General features: G+C 72.0%; 17 protein-coding genes. 10 read left to right on the top strand and 7 right to left on the bottom strand.

Annotated features, from left to right (window positions below):
* Positions 1–145 precede the first annotated feature (145 nt).
* The 6 genes from ACGFZ2_RS02360 (at position 146) to ACGFZ2_RS02335 (ending at position 4,275) form a co-directional block, all read left to right on the top strand.
* Entirely contained in the window at positions 146–496 is a 351-nt protein-coding gene (locus ACGFZ2_RS02360; protein ID WP_393449268.1) for a WXG100 family type VII secretion target, read from the top strand.
* 25 nt (positions 497–521) lie between these two features.
* Positions 522–824 carry a WXG100 family type VII secretion target gene (locus ACGFZ2_RS02355; RefSeq protein ID WP_350705957.1) on the top strand — a complete coding sequence of 101 codons (303 nt, stop codon included), beginning with the start codon at positions 522–524 and terminating at the stop codon, positions 822–824.
* 113 nt (positions 825–937) lie between these two features.
* The gene (locus tag ACGFZ2_RS02350) at positions 938–1,261 is read left to right on the top strand and encodes a hypothetical protein (RefSeq protein ID WP_393265888.1); all 324 of its coding nucleotides are present in this window, start codon (positions 938–940) and stop codon (positions 1,259–1,261) included.
* Positions 1,262–1,325: 64 nt separating this feature from the next.
* Positions 1,326–2,564, top strand: coding sequence for a WXG100 family type VII secretion target (locus tag ACGFZ2_RS02345; RefSeq protein ID WP_393449265.1), 1,239 nt, complete (start codon positions 1,326–1,328; stop codon positions 2,562–2,564).
* Positions 2,555–3,874: an alpha/beta hydrolase gene (locus ACGFZ2_RS02340; RefSeq protein WP_393449262.1), complete on the top strand. Its 1,320-nt coding sequence runs from the start codon at positions 2,555–2,557 to the stop codon at positions 3,872–3,874. Before ACGFZ2_RS02345 ends, ACGFZ2_RS02340 begins: the two co-directional genes overlap by 10 nt.
* Complete coding sequence (locus ACGFZ2_RS02335) at positions 3,871–4,275, top strand: hypothetical protein (protein WP_393265880.1); 405 nt, start codon at positions 3,871–3,873, stop codon at positions 4,273–4,275. Before ACGFZ2_RS02340 ends, ACGFZ2_RS02335 begins: the two co-directional genes overlap by 4 nt.
* A gap of 27 nt (positions 4,276–4,302) precedes the next feature.
* Here ACGFZ2_RS02335 and ACGFZ2_RS02330 read toward each other — a convergent pair whose 3' ends face one another.
* The 3 genes from ACGFZ2_RS02330 to ACGFZ2_RS02320 form a co-directional block, all read right to left on the bottom strand.
* On the bottom strand, positions 4,303–5,547 hold the full coding sequence (locus ACGFZ2_RS02330) for a S8 family serine peptidase (RefSeq protein ID WP_393449259.1): 1,245 nt from the start codon (positions 5,545–5,547) through the stop codon (positions 4,303–4,305).
* A complete protein-coding gene (locus ACGFZ2_RS02325) occupies positions 5,544–6,809 on the bottom strand; it encodes a sensor histidine kinase (RefSeq protein ID WP_393449256.1) in 1,266 nt (421 codons plus the stop codon). The genes ACGFZ2_RS02330 and ACGFZ2_RS02325 overlap by 4 nt, the downstream gene beginning before the upstream one ends.
* A gap of 330 nt (positions 6,810–7,139) precedes the next feature.
* A complete protein-coding gene (locus ACGFZ2_RS02320) occupies positions 7,140–7,946 on the bottom strand; it encodes a hypothetical protein (RefSeq protein ID WP_393449253.1) in 807 nt (268 codons plus the stop codon).
* Positions 7,947–8,257: 311 nt separating this feature from the next.
* On the opposite strand from ACGFZ2_RS02320, the gene ACGFZ2_RS02315 reads away from it, so the two are divergent.
* Genes ACGFZ2_RS02315 through ACGFZ2_RS02300 form a run of 4 tightly spaced genes read left to right on the top strand, consistent with a single transcriptional unit; the run spans position 8,258 to position 10,276 of the window.
* Positions 8,258–8,752 carry a sensor domain-containing protein gene (locus tag ACGFZ2_RS02315; protein WP_393449249.1) on the top strand — a complete coding sequence of 165 codons (495 nt, stop codon included), beginning with the start codon at positions 8,258–8,260 and terminating at the stop codon, positions 8,750–8,752.
* Positions 8,734–9,300, top strand: a complete 567-nt coding sequence (locus ACGFZ2_RS02310; protein WP_393449246.1) for a histidine kinase — start codon at positions 8,734–8,736, stop codon at positions 9,298–9,300. Before ACGFZ2_RS02315 ends, ACGFZ2_RS02310 begins: the two co-directional genes overlap by 19 nt.
* A 41-nt stretch (positions 9,301–9,341) precedes the next feature.
* Positions 9,342–9,590, top strand: a complete 249-nt coding sequence (locus ACGFZ2_RS02305; RefSeq protein WP_393449243.1) for a sensor histidine kinase — start codon at positions 9,342–9,344, stop codon at positions 9,588–9,590.
* Between the two features lie 41 nt (positions 9,591–9,631).
* Positions 9,632–10,276, top strand: a complete 645-nt coding sequence (locus tag ACGFZ2_RS02300) for a LuxR C-terminal-related transcriptional regulator (protein ID WP_393450204.1) — start codon at positions 9,632–9,634, stop codon at positions 10,274–10,276.
* 79 nt (positions 10,277–10,355) lie between these two features.
* Here ACGFZ2_RS02300 and ACGFZ2_RS02295 read toward each other — a convergent pair whose 3' ends face one another.
* From ACGFZ2_RS02295 to ACGFZ2_RS02280, 4 genes are read right to left on the bottom strand one after another with little or no spacing between them, the layout of a single operon-like run.
* Positions 10,356–11,180, bottom strand: coding sequence for an SDR family NAD(P)-dependent oxidoreductase (locus ACGFZ2_RS02295; RefSeq protein WP_393449240.1), 825 nt, complete (start codon positions 11,178–11,180; stop codon positions 10,356–10,358).
* Entirely contained in the window at positions 11,177–12,019 is an 843-nt protein-coding gene (locus ACGFZ2_RS02290) for an amidohydrolase family protein (RefSeq protein ID WP_393449237.1), read from the bottom strand. Before ACGFZ2_RS02290 ends, ACGFZ2_RS02295 begins: the two co-directional genes overlap by 4 nt.
* A complete protein-coding gene (locus ACGFZ2_RS02285; protein WP_393266060.1) occupies positions 12,016–13,203 on the bottom strand; it encodes a mandelate racemase/muconate lactonizing enzyme family protein in 1,188 nt (395 codons plus the stop codon). Before ACGFZ2_RS02285 ends, ACGFZ2_RS02290 begins: the two co-directional genes overlap by 4 nt.
* Positions 13,203–14,585 carry an aspartate aminotransferase family protein gene (locus ACGFZ2_RS02280; protein ID WP_393265864.1) on the bottom strand — a complete coding sequence of 461 codons (1,383 nt, stop codon included), beginning with the start codon at positions 14,583–14,585 and terminating at the stop codon, positions 13,203–13,205. Before ACGFZ2_RS02280 ends, ACGFZ2_RS02285 begins: the two co-directional genes overlap by 1 nt.
* Positions 14,586–14,770: the final 185 nt, after the last annotated feature.

Here is a 14,770-nt window from a genome sequence, read left to right as displayed (position 1 = left end):
CGGCCGCCGGGTCCCTGTGGGTAATAGTGCCGTGTCGGCGACGGGTACTTGTGCCGTACTACCAAGGGTGACGGATGCATAGCATCCCCAGCGTGTACGGCGCCGCGAGTCGGCGCGCGACCCTGCCAAGAGGAGGTGACCCGACGTGGCCAGTCCCGGATACCAGAGTGATGCCGCCGCGATGACGCGAGCGGTCAGCGGGTTCGACGAAGCCGCCACCAACACGGCTCGGAGCATGGCACAACTCGAGAGCGAACTCGTGTCGGTACTGAGCCGGTACGCCGGTAACCAGGCCACCGCTTTCTGGCAGCTGCAAGGCCGGCTGCAGGAGAGCATGCGGGTTGCGTCACGGGAGCTGCAGACCATGTCCGGTCTGGTCAACGAGAGTTTCCGCAACTACAACACCGGTGACACGGCGGCCGCCGACTCTCTGCGGGGCCTCACCGGCGCCGTGGGCGAGGGCAGCCCCGTACTCAGCCGGCTGGCCGGTGCCTAACCTGCCCGGAAAGGGGTGATGTGAGATGACCGCCGATGTAATCAATGTGGAATTTGGCGCGCTGCGGGCCGCCGCCGACTCGCTGCAGGTGAAGGCCCAGGCGTTGAACGGCCACGTGGAACAGCTGCAGAGCAGCCTGGCCCCGATCAAGCAGACCTGGTACGCCTCCGGCAGTGCCGCCGGTCAGGCCGCGGAGCAGTCCGAGACGCGGCTGCGCGCGGCCCTGGCCGACATCATCGCGGTGATCGGTCAGTTCTCCGGCAAGGTGAACGAGGCGCACGACACCCAGTTGGCGCTGGAGAACAGGAACACCAGCTTCTTCGCCTGAGCCGGTGCGATCAGCGGCGGCGTGGGGTGGGGCGGAATCCGCCTCCACCCGACGCCGCCGCCCCGCTGGCCGGCGTTGTTCTCAGCCGAGCTCCGAGACAGGAGAGCGCGACGATGTCCCACGAGGAGTCGTTCCGGGTCCACCTCGAATCGCTGCTGGCGTTCGCCCGCGAGCTGGAGGACCAACTGGAGGCGATGCGCAGACCGACGGACGGCCTCGGCCAGTTGCGCATCCGGCCGGTCCGGCTCGGCGATTTCGGCGAGGCGGCGTCGCTGGCCGAGCGGCACCGGGCCGCCGCCGAACAGATGCACGAACTGCTGCACACCGTGCGGGAGGCGATCGCCTTCGCCAACGACGTGACCCGCATGATCGCGGACGGGTACGCCGACTACGACATCGGCGTCGCCACGTCCTTCCGGGCACACGGAAGGGACTGACACGATGCCGCGTGGACACGGTCGGGCACGTAGCGACTTCAGCCAGTACAGCCATCACGAACTCATGCGAATGCTGCACGCCGGCGAACCGAAGTCGGTGACCGAGGCGGCGGAGGGCTGGGGAGCCGCCGGCACCGCGCTGCACGAGCGCGCCGGCGACATCGAGCGCCAGCTCCGCGAGTTCGAGCAGTGGTGGGACGGCGGCGCCGCCCGACAGTACAAGTTGATGATCAATGATCTGACCTCGGGTATCCGGCAGGTGGCCAGCACCGCCTTCACGGTGCGTGACCTGGCCTACTCCTCCGCCGAGGCGCTCACGACGGCCCAGAAGTCGATGCCCGCCCCGGTCGCCGTACCCGATCTCGCCCCCTCCGTGGTCGCCGCCGCGACCACGCCCCTGGTCGTACCCGCGGACACTCCGGCCAGCACGGTCGAAACCCTGCGCCAGCACCAGGCCGAGGCGGTCGCCGAGGTCCAGGCCCAGCAGCGGGCACAGGCCGCCTCGAACGCGGCCCACCAGCAGGCGGTGCAGGTGATGTCCACCCTCGCCAGCGAGTACGTCACCACCGAGGACGCGATGCCGGTCACCCCGAGCGCCGCGTCCCGGCCGGCCACCGGCACACCGATCGAGGAGCCACCGCCGGTCACGCCAGCCCCACCGCTGGATCCGCAGACCGGCGGCGGCCTGCCGTCCGTACCGGCCGAAACGCCGGTCGACCCGGACAAGGCACCCGTCGACCCGGACGCGACACCACCGGCGATCCAACCCCGGCCGCTGTTCGGCACGATGTTCACCGCCGGGTTGGCCGCGGCCGCCGCCGCGCTCGGCGGGCGGTTCGCCACCGTGCCGCCTGGGCTGGGGGCCAAGCCGAAGGACGAGAAGAAGGACACCGCTCCCGCGGCCACGGCCAACGACAGGGCCGCCGGCAGCGGCGCCCGGATCTCCGCCGGCGGCGCGGGTGGCGGTGTGGGTGGCGGTGTGGGTGGCGGCGGAGGCGGCGTCGACATGTCGCCGGTGGCGAACCAGTCCTTGGCCGGTCAGGCCGGCGGCCCGACGGCGAGCGGACTCGCCGGAGCCGCCGGGGCCGCCGCCGGGGTAGCTGCGGCGAAGGGCATGGCCGGCGGCTTCATGCCGGCGATGCCCTTCGCCCCGATGGGCGCGGGCGACGCCGCCGGCGGCCGACGCATCCCACCCTGGCTGGTCGAGACCGAAGACGTGTGGGGCGAGCAGTCGGTGGTGACGCCGGCGGTGATCGGCGAGGAGCCTGAGTCGGACCAGCCTGGGAACCGGTCATGGAGGTGACCAGCGCCGGATTCCGAGCCGTCCCGACCGCACTGGACGCCGCGGCGACCGAGCTCACCGGAAGCGCCGACCGGTTGAACACCATCCGCGGGCAGCTCACCACGCAAGCCATCGACGGCCAGGCGTTCGGGTTGGTGCCGCAGTCGCAACGCGCCATGCAGGCACACGGCAACAGCCTGCAGCTCAGCAGCACCGAGCTGGAGTCGGCGGCGACGCAGACCCGGCGGTTGGCCACCGGGGTGACCGCCGCGGTGACCAACTACCGGCAGGGCGACACCCAGGTCAGCCAGGCATTCCGACAGCTACTGGGCGGTCTGGCCGGTGGCACCACCCTGGCCGCCGCCGGGGCCGCCGCGCCCGCCGGCACTGCCCCGTTCGGCACCCGGATCGCGGCCAACCGGTCGGCGATCACCGCCGAGTTGGCCGCCGAACGGCAGCGCCTCGCCGGCTATCAGGCCCAGCTCACCGGAGACCCGGTCGTCGACCACCGTCTACAGGAGACCATCACCCGGTCGCAGGCGCGCATCGAACTGTACGAGAACGTCATCGCCGAGAACCGCAAGATCCTCTCGTTCGACCCGTCCGGTGACGGATCGATGGTCGAGCTGGTCGGCGACATCGACGCCGGCACCCGCAACGTCGCCGTGTTCGTTCCGGGCACCTTCTCCGAGCTGGCCAACTTCGAGCGGTACCGCGACGCGGCGGCCGGTTTCGTCGACGCCGCCCCCCGGCGGGACCTGGCCATGGTCACCTGGATGGACGGCGACCTGCCCTCCAACCTGTTCCCGCAGGCCCCGTCGGCCAGCTACGCCGACGACCTCGGACCCCGGCTCGCCGACTTCTCCCGTGAGCTGCGTGCCGAGATCGCCGGCTCCGCCGCGGCCGGCAACGACGTGCAGGTCACCTTCGCCGGCCACTCGTACGGCGGCGCCGTGGTCGGCACCGCCGAGCAGCACGGGTTGGACGCCAACCGGGTCCTGCACATCGAGTCGGCGGGCATGGGTCACCGCGTGGACGGCCCGGAGGACCTGCGCCCCGCCCAGCCCGATGTGCAGCGCTACTCGATGACCGCCCCGGGCGACCCGATCGCCTGGGTCCGGGACATCAACATCTTCAACTGGGGGCACGGGGCCGACCCCGACGAGTTCCCCGGTGTGGTCCGGCTGGAGACCGGCAACTACCCCGACGGCCGACCGCTGGAGGGCACCTCCGCGCACTCCGACGTGCTGACCTACCACAGTGACGCGTGGTGGAACATGTACCAGGTGTTCACCGGCGGCCCGGTGGTGACGGTACCGTCGACGCCATGACCAGCCCGATCGACTACGAGCCGCTGGCCGCCGTGGCGGGGCCGCTGCGGGCCGTGCTGCACGCGGTCGCCGCGCGGTTCGGCGCCGACGCCCGGATCAGCCGCGACGAGCAGCTCGACTGCGACCCGTTCCGGCCGGCCGGCGTACCGAGCGAGTCGGTGCGCTGGGAATACAACCTTCGGGTTCCCGTCCCGCCCGGCGCCGTCGAGATCCTCTTGACCGAGGTGGTGCCGGAGCTGAGCGCGGACGGTTGGCGAGCCACCGACCGCAGCGGCGAGTCCGAGGTGGCCTACCAGTTCCAGCGGGACGGGGCGAACCTCGGCGTACACATCTCCCGGGACGGCACCGGCGACGTGGTGGTCGGCGGCTCCAGCCGCTGCGTACCGACCGAGATGCCGTAGCGCCAGCCGCACCACGGGTGGGGCCGGTCAGTCGCCGGGACGCCAACCGCGGGCCCGGCCTCGACGCGCCACGGCCGTGCCGACCCCGAGCAGCAGCGCCGCCCCGAGTCCCGCCGACGCCAGCGGCAGCACCAACGGATCCACGCGGGGACCAGGGTTCGCACGGGCCGCGGCGACCGGCTGCGCGCTCGCGCCCACGGCTCCCGGCGGATCCTCGACACCCTCGGCGGCCACCGCCCGGTACGGGTCCACCATTCCCCAGCCGAGCTGCGGGTGTTGCCCGTCAACCGCGGTCCGGTGCGCGGTCGACTCGATCCGCCGCACCACCTCGGCGGCGCTGAGTTCCGGCCGGTAGGACCGCAGCAGCGCCGCCGTGCCCGCCACGTACGCCGCCGCGTAGGCCGGATCGTCGACCGTGGGTGAGTGTCCCAGCCGACCGTCCGCCCCGGCGGAGAGGCTCACCAGTTGTCTTCCCGGGGCGGCCACCCCGATGTGGTCACCGGATTCGGTAGAGGCCACCGCGCCGTCCGGCCCGAAGGCACCGACCGCCAGCACCCCGGGCAGGGCGGTCGGGTAGCTGGTCGCACCCTGGTTCCGCGCGCCGGAGGCGGCCGGCGACACCACCACGATGTCGGCCGCGATCGCCCGTGCGGTGGCGTCCCGCAACTGGGCGCTGTTCCTGGTCGCCGGCAGTACCACGTAGATCACTCGGGCGCGGGCGGTGACCGCGAAGTCGATGGCGGCGGCGAGCCGGCCGGGGTCGACGGCCCCGTCGCCCTGCCTGGTGGTCTGGGTGTAGCGAACCGGGAGCACGGACACGCCGGGAGCCAGACCGGCGAAGGTGGTCTTGTCGTGTGGCCGGGCGGCGATCAGGCCGGCGGCGAAGGTACCTCGGCCGTCACAGTCGTCGGTGGCCCCGTCGCGGTTGGCCAGGACGTCCCGACCTTCCTCGACCTGACCTGGGCGAAACTGTGCGTTACGGGCGTCGACGCCGGTGCCGAGCACCGCGACCCGGACCCCGGAACCCGTGCTCAGTGGCCACACCCGGCGCGGCCCGAGCAGTTCCATCGCCCACGGGGTGCCGGCGGTGTGCACTCCCACCGGGCTGGCGCAGCCGGCCGGCGCCCCGTAGCTGGCCGGTGCGGCTACCGGCAGCGCCCCGACCAGCGCGCCGACGACGCCCGCCAGCGCGCCGAGAGCGGGTCGCGAGCCAGCCGACCCCGGCCTGGCCGCCGTGCCGACGCCGCGCCTGGGACCGCCCAACCGGATCATGCCGGCACCCGCAGGGTCACCCGGGTGCCGCGACCGGGCCAGGACTCCACGGTCGCCTTGCCGCCGACCTCGCGCAACCGGCCCACGATCGATTCCCGGATGCCGAACCCGGGTCGGCCGGCGACATCGAAGCCACAGCCGTGGTCACGGACCACCACGACCAGGGCGCTGCTCTCCTCGTCGGCGCGGACCACCGCGTCACTGATCCCGGCGTGCTTGGCCACGTTGCCCAGAGCCTCCCGCACCCCACCGAGGACCGCGTCCCGGTACGGGCCGGACATCCGGCTGCCGGCGCCGGCGGCCACCGCCAACTCCACCCGCAGCCCGCGCCCCGCGAGTTCCTCCACCAGTTCGGCCAACCCGTCGGCGAGCGGGTTGTCTCTGCCGCCACCGGGATCGTCGAGCGTCCTGCGCAGCCGAGCGGCCTGGACCCGGGCGGTGGCCCGCACCTGGGCGAGCTGCACCGCTGACGCCGTCTCATCCGCCGCGCTGTGCAGGGCGATCGCCTCCAGGGTCTGCAACACCGTGTCGTGCAGCGACCGCAGCCACCGGGCCTGCTCGGCCTCCCGACCGGCTTGGATCCCGTACGACATGGTCAGGTGCAGACTCAGCCCACAGATCACGAGCGCCGCCAACGCGACCACCACCGCCAATCCGAGCCACCCGGCCCGGCCGGCGAGCGCTTCCCTGCCCGCGGCGGCGCCGAACGCGGCCGTCGCCAACTGGACCGGCATCGACAGCAGCACCGCGAGCACGCCACCGACCAGCCCGTACGCGCCGGTCACCAGGACCACGGCACCGGCCAGGTACGACCAGAACACCTCGGTGTGGGGCACCACCGCACTTCCCACCACGTTCACCCCGTACGCCACGGCGAGGTCGACCAGCACGGCCCCGCGTACCCGTTCGAGGTCCACCGTCGACCGCCGGTGGACCGTGACGATCGCCGCGACGTTGGCGGCCAGCAGCAGGGCCGCAATCGGCAGCAGAGCAACCAGTGCCACCGGCTCCCCGCGCACCACGAGCAGGCCCATGGCGACGGGCAGGACGCACACCCGGTATGCCAGAGCACCGAGCAGCAGGCAACGCGAGGTCTGGCGATGCAGCACGGCAGCGGCGGTGCCGTCGACCGGGCCGAAACCCTCCGCTACGGTCGCCGGCGTCCACATCGGAGGCCGGCGCGGGAATGCGACCCCCGCCACGGCGGCGCGGGTCAGCAGCGTGAACACCATGGCCGGCATGGCGACACTGTCGACTGTCACGGACCCTCCCGCGCTGCGCCGACCAATGCCCACGTGTCAGCTCCTTGTCCACATCACGGACCGCGCGTCGCGACTGGCCCACGAGGATCATGGCCAGTTTTCCCGACATTTGCCCTTCGGGGCAAGAGTTGGCCGCGCATTGATCCGGGCCGACCTCGAATGGCGCCCGGGCCCGTGATCGGACGAGATCAGCGAGCCGCGTTCGCCCCCGGCCAAGGGCAGCTGAGCCGTGTAGTGGCAGAACTCCGACACCAGCCGAACCACCCGGCCAGCACACCCGGATCTCCACTTCTCGCGGAAGAGCGTGCGGCTGATCGCCCACGAGGTGCATCACCATCCGCCGTCGAAGAAGGCCAGGAGTGCCGGCGCCGGGTCCGCCGCGGTGGTCGTGTTCGCCACAATGACAACGATCACGACCAGCGACAACAACGCCGAGAGAACCCCGAAGGACCCCAACACACGCCTCGTTCGCCTGTCGGACGGCCCTGTTCTCGCAAACCTCGTCCACGACACCACGCTCGTGCCGACGAGGACGGCCGCCACGATCCCAGCAACCACGGCCATCGCCACGTGATATCGAGAGAAGTCGCTGATCATCACCTCGAGGGCCGGCGGGGTCCGGTCACCCGCGCTCAGGGAGTCCGCCAGTCGCTGCCTGACCTGATCGAGCGTATCGGCGAGCTCTCCGTCGGTTCCGCCGGACGCCAGCATCGGCAACAGCGAGGCGTAGGGCGCTACCGCACCCTGCACGTTGGCCATCACCATCGCCAACGAGAACAGCGCGAGCATCGTGACAAGGACGCCGCCGGACGCGAGGGCGGCCCTCCTTCCCGCCCCGATACCGCCGGCCCTCAGGAATGCCTTCCAGAGAAGCAGGCCGAGTGCGACGAGCACGATCAGCAAGATCGCAGCGATCACGGCCTTGGCCAGGTGGTAACGGAACCAGTAATCGACGACCCTCTGCAAACCCGGGGAAAGGTCCCGTTCGCCGGAACGCCAATACTTGACGAATTCTTCGCCCAGGGCTTCGACGAGGTCGCGCCTCTCGACGAAGCCGCCGCCCGACCCGCTCGCCGCCAGCGTGCGCGGGGCGACGACGAACGCGGCGACGAGCGCCACAGCGAGGGCGACGAGCACAGCGAGGGTGCGACCGGAGACGCCTACGGATCGCGACGGGGATGCGGGACTACGCAAGGAGATTCCTTCGGCTCGATTCATTGCGATCACCATTTCGCACCGGCGGTCGCCCGGTCACGGGGGCACGCCGGACACTTGGGGGTGGGGCCTGCCCCACCTCTCCGGGCAGGGCGGGACGGCCCCACACCGGTGCTCTGCGTCCTGGTCTTCGAGGACCACAGCCAGACCGGCACCGGGTCACCTCCATCGGGAAGATGGTCGACCTGAAGGCGGATCGGCGTGCGCTCGATGGTGGGGAATAGGCTGGGGCTATGACCGCGTCGTTCCCCTCCGCGGTCTGGCGTCGGTGGCGGTCGGGTGTCAGGTTCGTCTTCCGGATGGGGCATCGCACGGTCGTGGAGTCGCTGTACCTGCTCACCGCGCCGGTGACCGCCGCGGCTGGCCTGTTGCTGGTGCTCACTGGTCTGTGTATCGGAGCGGTCGGCTTGCTGTTGCCGGGCCGGTCACCGGTCGTGGCCGGCGGTTTGGCGCTGGTGCGGTGGTTCGCCGACGTGGAACGGTGGCGGATCGCCAAGGTGCGTTCCCCGGCCGTCGGCGTGGAGGGCGTGGGCCAGCGGCGGAGACCGAAGGAGACAGCCACCGCCTCCGGCCCGGGGCTGTGGCTCGGCGTGGCGCACGCGGTGGCGGTGCTCCCTGTCGCCCTGGTCACCTCAGTGGTGACGGTGCTGTGGTGGTTCGTCGGACTCGGTGCCGGCACGTGCGCAGCCCCTACTCGTCCGCCGGGCCGATGCGGCCCACGACCCTGACCGTGGGCAGCCCCCGGTCCCACATCGCCTTGACCCTGGGACTGACGTCGCCGACCGAACGGCTCGCCTTCGGGACCGCGGTCGGCCTGCTGTTGCTGTTCACCCTGCCGCTGGTGACCCGGGCGTGCGTCGCCGCCCAGGCCGGACTGGGGCAGACGCTGCTGTCTGACGCGTCCGCGTCGCACCGCCGGATCAGCGGCCTGGAGCAGGAGCGGGACATCGCCCGCGCGCGGACCGTCGCCGCGGTGACGGCCGAGGCGACCGCGCTGCGACGGCTCGAACGCGACATCCACGACGGGCCCCAGCAGCGGCTGGTCCGCCTGGCGATGGAACTGGGTCGCGCCCAGCACCACCTCGACAGCAGGCCGGAGGCCGTCCGCGCGGCGCTCGCCGACGCGATCGTCCAGACCGAGGAGGCGCTGGACGAACTACGGGCCCTGTCGCGTGGCATCGCCCCGCCGATCCTCGTCGACCGCGGCCTGCGCGCGGCGCTCACCGCCCTGGCCGCGCGCTCGACCGTACCGGTCGAGCTCGATGCCGACCCCTGAACGACCGGCTGGCCGCTGCGGTCGAGACGGCCGCGTATTTCGTGATCGCCGAGGCCCTGACCAACGTGGCCAAGCACAGCCACGCCGACCGGTGTGCGATCGGACTGCGCCACAGTGAGGGAACCCTGCGGGTCTGGGTGACGGACGACGGGGTGGGCGGCGCCGCGCTGGACAAGGGACACGGGCTGTGCGGGTTGGAAGACCGGCTGCACGCGGTCGGCGGCCGGCTGTGGGTCACCAGTCCCTACGGCGGCCCGACGGCGATCACCGCGGAACTGCCGTGCTGCTGAACCCGCACGAACCACCACCGGGCCGCGCGGCCCGCGGTCCGCTGCGGATCGTCCTGGCCGACGACGCGGTACTGCTGCGCGAGGGCCTGGTCCGCCTGCTCGCCGAGGACGGTCACCAGGTGGTGGCCGCGATCGGTGATGGCCCGGCCCTGGTCGAGGCGGTGCTCAGACACCGCCCGGACGTGTCGATCGTCGATGTGCGGATGCCGCCGACCTACACGGACGAGGGCCTGCGCGCCGCGATCACCGCCCGCTCACAGTTGCCCGGCGCCCCCATGCTGGTGCTCAGCCAGTACGTGGAGGCGTCCTACGCCGGCGATCTGCTCGCGGACGGCTCCGGTGCGGTCGGGTACCTGCTGAAGAACCGGGTCGCCAGGGTCGAGGAGTTCCTGGATGCCCTGGATCGCGTCGCCCGGGGCGCGACGGTGCTCGACCCGCAGGTCGTTGCGCAGTTGCTGGCCGGGCAGCGCCGGAACGACGCCCTGGGGGCGCTGACCACGCGGGAACGGCAGCTCCTGGCGCTGATGGCCGAAGGTCATTCCAACACGGCCATCGCCGAGCGGCTGGTGGTCTCCGCCAGCACGGTGGAAAAGCACATCGGCAATGTCTTCGCCAAGCTCGGCCTGCCGCCTGACGACGCCCACCACCGCCGGGTGCTCGCTGTCCTTGCCTACCTCAGGGCCTGACGGCGGCCCGTCCGCACCCTCCTCGGTGCGGCCTGCCCCACCCCGTACGCCGGCCGGGCCCGCGAGCGTCTCGGCGCCCTCAGAGGGTGCTGCGGTACGGCGGCATGAACCGCAGTCGGGGCATCTGGTCAGCGAGCACTCCCCCGTCGACGACCAGGTGGGTGCCGTTGATGTAACGGCCGGCCTCGGAGGCGAGCAACAGGAGCGCGCCGACGCAGTCGGCCGGCGTACCGTAGCCGCCGCGCAGGGGGATCCGCTCCTCCCAGGCGGCCTCGAACGCCTGCCGGTCCAGGGAGAACTCACCGTCGATCGGGGTGGCGATCATCCCGGGAGCGATCGTGTTGGCGGTGATGCCGTGCGGCCCCAGCTCGGCGGCGAGCGACCGGGTGAGCAGCTCGACGGCGCCCTTGGAGGCGTTGTAGTGGGCCAGTCCGGCCTCGGCCATCAGCCCGTTCTTCGAGGAGACGTTGACGATGCGGCCAGCCACCCCGTCGGCGATCATGTGCTCGGCGACCCGTTGCGCGAGGAAGAAGACGGCGTCCACGTTCACCCGCATCACCTCCCGCCAGTTGGCGACGGTGATCTCGTTGAAGTGCTCCAGCCGGGCCACCCCGGCGTTGTTGACCAGGACGTGCACCGGCCCGTGGGCGCGCCGCAGGTCGTCCACCCAGGGTGCGATCGCCTCGGTGTCGGCCAGGTCGAAGGCGTACGGGTGGCAGGCGCGGCCGCGGTCGGTGATCGCGGCGGCGACCGCGCCGAGGTCGACGCCGGGCCGGTCGACGACCACGACGTCGGCGCCGGCGGCGGCGAGCCCGGTGGCGAAGGCCGCCCCGAGCCCGCGCGCCGCACCGGTCACCACGGCCAGCCGGCCGGACAGGTCGAAGGAGGGCGGGACAGCGGTCATGTCAACCCCAGCAGGTCGAGCGACGGGCGGTGGATCAGCTGCTCGATCTGCTCGGTGTCGAGCGGGTCGAGGCCGGGGATGCCGGGCACCCGACCCACCGCCCGAAGCCCCTCGATCGAGGCGTCGACGGTGGTGAAGGGATAGTCGCTGCCGAACAGCAGCTTGTGCCACACCCCGTAGTCCTGGACGAGCCGGAGGCTGTGCCAGAGCTGGAAGGGTCGGTAGTGCAGCGCGGAGACGTCGGCGTAGACGTGCCGGTGCTTGCGGATGACCGCGCTGCACTCCCCCTCGTACGGGTGGCCGAGGTGGGCCAGCACCATCCGCAGCTCCGGGTGGCGGATCGCCACCTCGTCGAGGTGCACCGGCAGGGCGAAGCGCAGCGGTGCGGTGGAGACGAAGGTGGTCCCGGTGTGCACGAGCAGTGGCAGTCCGTGCCGGACGGCGTACGTGTACAGGTCGTCGTAGGCCGGGTCGGCGGGGTCGAACCCGGCGTACATCGGCATCAGCTTGATGCCGCGCAGGCCGAGGTCGCGGTGCCCGTGCTCCAGCTCGTCGCGCCAGCCGGGCTGGGTGGGGTCCAGGGCGAGGTAGCCGAGCAGCCGGTCGGGCTGGGCGGCGACGTACGCGGCCACGGCGGCGTCGTCGACCCAGAGCCCGGAGCGGCGGGCCTTGCCGCCGACCACGATCGTCTTCGTGTCCTCCGGTGCGGTGGCCGCGTACTCCGACCACCGCACCGTCAGGTCGACCTCGCCGCCGTGCGCCCGGGCCGCCTCGGCGGCGAACGGGTCGCCGACGTGGTCCGGGCAGTCGAACAGGTGCGAGTGCACGTCGACGATCATCGGCGGTCCCGTTTCTCCCAACCCTCGGCGAACATGTTCCAGAAGCCGTGGCTCGGCGGGTGCTCGACGAACACCTCGTCGACCAGCTCGACGCCGAGGCCGGGCGCGGTGGGCAGGTCGATGTGCCCGTCGACCACGGGCAGGGCACCGCGCACGGCGTCGAAGACGTACTCCTCCAACAGGCCGTCGAACGTCTCGAGGATCTTGAAGTTCGGTATCCCGAGGACGGCATGCACCGAGGCGGTGGTGCACAGCGGCGAGTTGGAGTTGTGCGGGGCGACCACCATGGCGTGCTGGTCGGCGATGGCGGCGAGCTTGCGCACCTCGGTGAACCCGCCGGCCATGGACAGGTCGGGTTGGATGATGTCGACCGCGTTGGTGGCGAACAGCCGGGCGTACTCGTAGCGGTTGTGGAAGTGCTCGCCGCCGGAGATCGGCATGGTGGCGCGGGCGCGCAGCTCGGCGTACCGCTCGATGTGGGTCCACGGCAGCGGTTCCTCGAACCAGCCGAGGTCGAACGGCTCCAGCTCCCGGACGAGCCGGGCGGCGGTGTGCATGGCGAAACGGGCGTGGCCCTCGACGAACAGCTCGGTCTCGGGCCCGACGGCGTCGCGGACGGCGGCGACGATGTCGACCGAGCGGCGCAGCTCGGCGCGGGACAGCTCGCCGAGACCGGCGCCGAACGGGTCGAACTTCAGCGCGGTGTACCCCTTGGCGACGGTGGCGACGGCCCGTTCGGCGAAGGCGGCGGGCTCCCGGTCGCCGGTGTACCAGCCGTTGGCGTAGACCCGGACGCGGTCGCGACAGGCCCCGCCGGTCAGCCGGTACGCGGGCACGCCGAGGGCCTTGCCCATGATGTCGTAGAGGGCCTGGTCGACACCGGAGACGACGATCCCGCCGACGTCGCCGCCGCGCAGGAAGTCGCCCTGGTACATACGCAGCCAGATCTCCTCGACGTCGAACGGGTCGGCGCCGATCAGGTGCCGCCCTGCCATCGCCTCGGCGAGCTGGCAGGTCTCCCGGGCCCGGTACGGGTGGGTGATCTCGCCGACGCCGGAGAGCCCGGCGTCGGTGTGCACCCGTACGTAGGAGAAGTCCCGCCAGGCGGTGCCGAGGGTGAGGGTCTCCACCCGGCTGATCCGCCCGGCCGGGCCGACCGGGCGCGTCTTGTCGACGGTCAGCATCACCGCCGCCCTCCCCCGGTGGGGGTCGCGCCACCCATGGTGGCGGTGCCGGCCAGCTCGGTCACCCCGCCGGCGGCGAGGGTGTCGCGGACGGCCGCCCGGGTGGCGTCGACGAGGTGGTCGATGTCGGCGTCGGTGTGGGCGTACGAGATGTGGTTGCGCTTGAGGTTCAGCGGCAGCTCGAAGATGCCGTGCTCGGGCATCCGCCGACGGTAGCCGATGAACATGCCGGCATCGTTGCGCAGCAGGTCGTCGTAGCTGCGCGGTGCCGGGCCGGGCATGAAGTACGTCACGAAGACGGAGCCGTGGCCGGTGACCACGGCGGGGACGCCGAGGTCGGCGAGGACCTCGGTGATGCCGGCGCGGGCCCGTTCGCCGAGCCGGTAGACGTGCTCGTGCACGGGCTCGGCGCGCAGCTTGCCGAGGGTGGCGATGGCGGCGGCGACCACGGCCGGGTGGCCGTTGTAGGTGCCGGCGAAGAACGCGGGCGCGCCGGGGTGGGTGCTGAACAGGTCCATCAGGTCGGCCCGGCCGCCCAGGGCGCCGATCGGGTAGCCGTTGGCGATGGCCTTGCCGAGGGTGGTCAGGTCCGGGGTGATCCCGCTGATCTTCTGCCAGCCGCCGAGGTCGTGCCGGAAGCCGGTGATCACCTCGTCGAAGACGAGCACGCTGCCGGCCCGGGTGCACTCCTCGCGCAGGGTGCGCAGGAACTCCTGGTCGGGCAGGAGGCAGCCGACGTTGTGCGGCACCGGCTCGACGATGACGGCGGCGATGTCGTCGCCGTGCGCGGAGAAGGCGGCCCGGACGGCGGCCACGTCGTTGAAGCGCAGCACGAGGGTGGCGTCGAGGACCTCGGGCAGGATGCCGGTGGAGATCGGGTCGGCCACGCCCACCTTGTCCGGGGCGGAGATGACGTTGAGGCTGACCGAGTCGTGCCAGCCGTGGTAGCAGCCCTGGAACTTGACCACCAGGCGCCGGCCGGTGGCGGCGCGGGCGACCCGCAGGGCGTGGAAGGTGGCCTCGCTGCCGGTGCTGGTGAGCAGCACCTTCTCGATGCTGGGCACCAGCTCGGCGAGGGTCTCGGCGAGCTGGACCTCCCCGTCGGTGACGGCCACGCCGCACAGGTCCAGCCGCCTGCCGGCCTCGGTGACGGCGGCGTTGACGTCGGGGTCGTTGTGACCGAGCAGGGGTGGCCCGAAGGCCGCGTGGTAGTCGGTGTACTGGCGCCCGTCGGCGTCCCAGAAGTGCGCTCCGGAGGCCCGGGCGATCACCAGCTCGGTGAGGCCGGGGATGCTGCGCTGTCCGCTGTTGACGCCGCCGGGGATGACCCGGCGCGCCCGCTCGGCGAGCGTGGCACCGGTCGGGGCCGATCGTGAATTCACACCTTCTCCTCATCGGTGCGGCGCGGCGACCCAGCCCGGTCGCGGCGCCGCGGGGTGTCCGCCGCAGGAGGAACATTTCGAAGTTTCTGAACACTGTTCGGCATTGCCAAACGATGTTCGGCATACTAAGCACGCTTGTTCGCCACGGTCAACACGCCGGGATGCCAAATCTCGAACAGCTTTGT

It is taken from the genome of Micromonospora sp. NPDC048063 (genome assembly GCF_043202855.1).
GTDB lineage: Bacteria > Actinomycetota > Actinomycetes > Mycobacteriales > Micromonosporaceae > Micromonospora.
Note: the sequence above shows the minus strand (reverse complement) of the source record. Positions and strands in the feature narration are given on the sequence as shown.

Excerpts from the sequence above, each read along its gene's own strand:
- ACGFZ2_RS02355 (WP_350705957.1), top strand. The coding sequence starts at position 522 with ATGACCGCCGATGTAATCAATGTGGAATTTGGCGCGCTGCGGGCCGCC.
- ACGFZ2_RS02350 (WP_393265888.1), top strand. The coding sequence starts at position 938 with ATGTCCCACGAGGAGTCGTTCCGGGTCCACCTCGAATCGCTGCTGGCG.
- ACGFZ2_RS02345 (WP_393449265.1), top strand. The coding sequence starts at position 1,326 with ATGCGAATGCTGCACGCCGGCGAACCGAAGTCGGTGACCGAGGCGGCG.
- ACGFZ2_RS02340 (WP_393449262.1), top strand. The coding sequence starts at position 2,555 with ATGGAGGTGACCAGCGCCGGATTCCGAGCCGTCCCGACCGCACTGGAC.
- ACGFZ2_RS02335 (WP_393265880.1), top strand. The coding sequence starts at position 3,871 with ATGACCAGCCCGATCGACTACGAGCCGCTGGCCGCCGTGGCGGGGCCG.
- ACGFZ2_RS02330 (WP_393449259.1), bottom strand. The coding sequence starts at position 5,547 with ATGATCCGGTTGGGCGGTCCCAGGCGCGGCGTCGGCACGGCGGCCAGG.
- ACGFZ2_RS02315 (WP_393449249.1), top strand. The coding sequence starts at position 8,258 with ATGACCGCGTCGTTCCCCTCCGCGGTCTGGCGTCGGTGGCGGTCGGGT.
- ACGFZ2_RS02310 (WP_393449246.1), top strand. The coding sequence starts at position 8,734 with ATGCGGCCCACGACCCTGACCGTGGGCAGCCCCCGGTCCCACATCGCC.
- ACGFZ2_RS02295 (WP_393449240.1), bottom strand. The coding sequence starts at position 11,180 with ATGACCGCTGTCCCGCCCTCCTTCGACCTGTCCGGCCGGCTGGCCGTG.
- ACGFZ2_RS02290 (WP_393449237.1), bottom strand. The coding sequence starts at position 12,019 with ATGATCGTCGACGTGCACTCGCACCTGTTCGACTGCCCGGACCACGTC.
- ACGFZ2_RS02285 (WP_393266060.1), bottom strand. The coding sequence starts at position 13,203 with ATGCTGACCGTCGACAAGACGCGCCCGGTCGGCCCGGCCGGGCGGATC.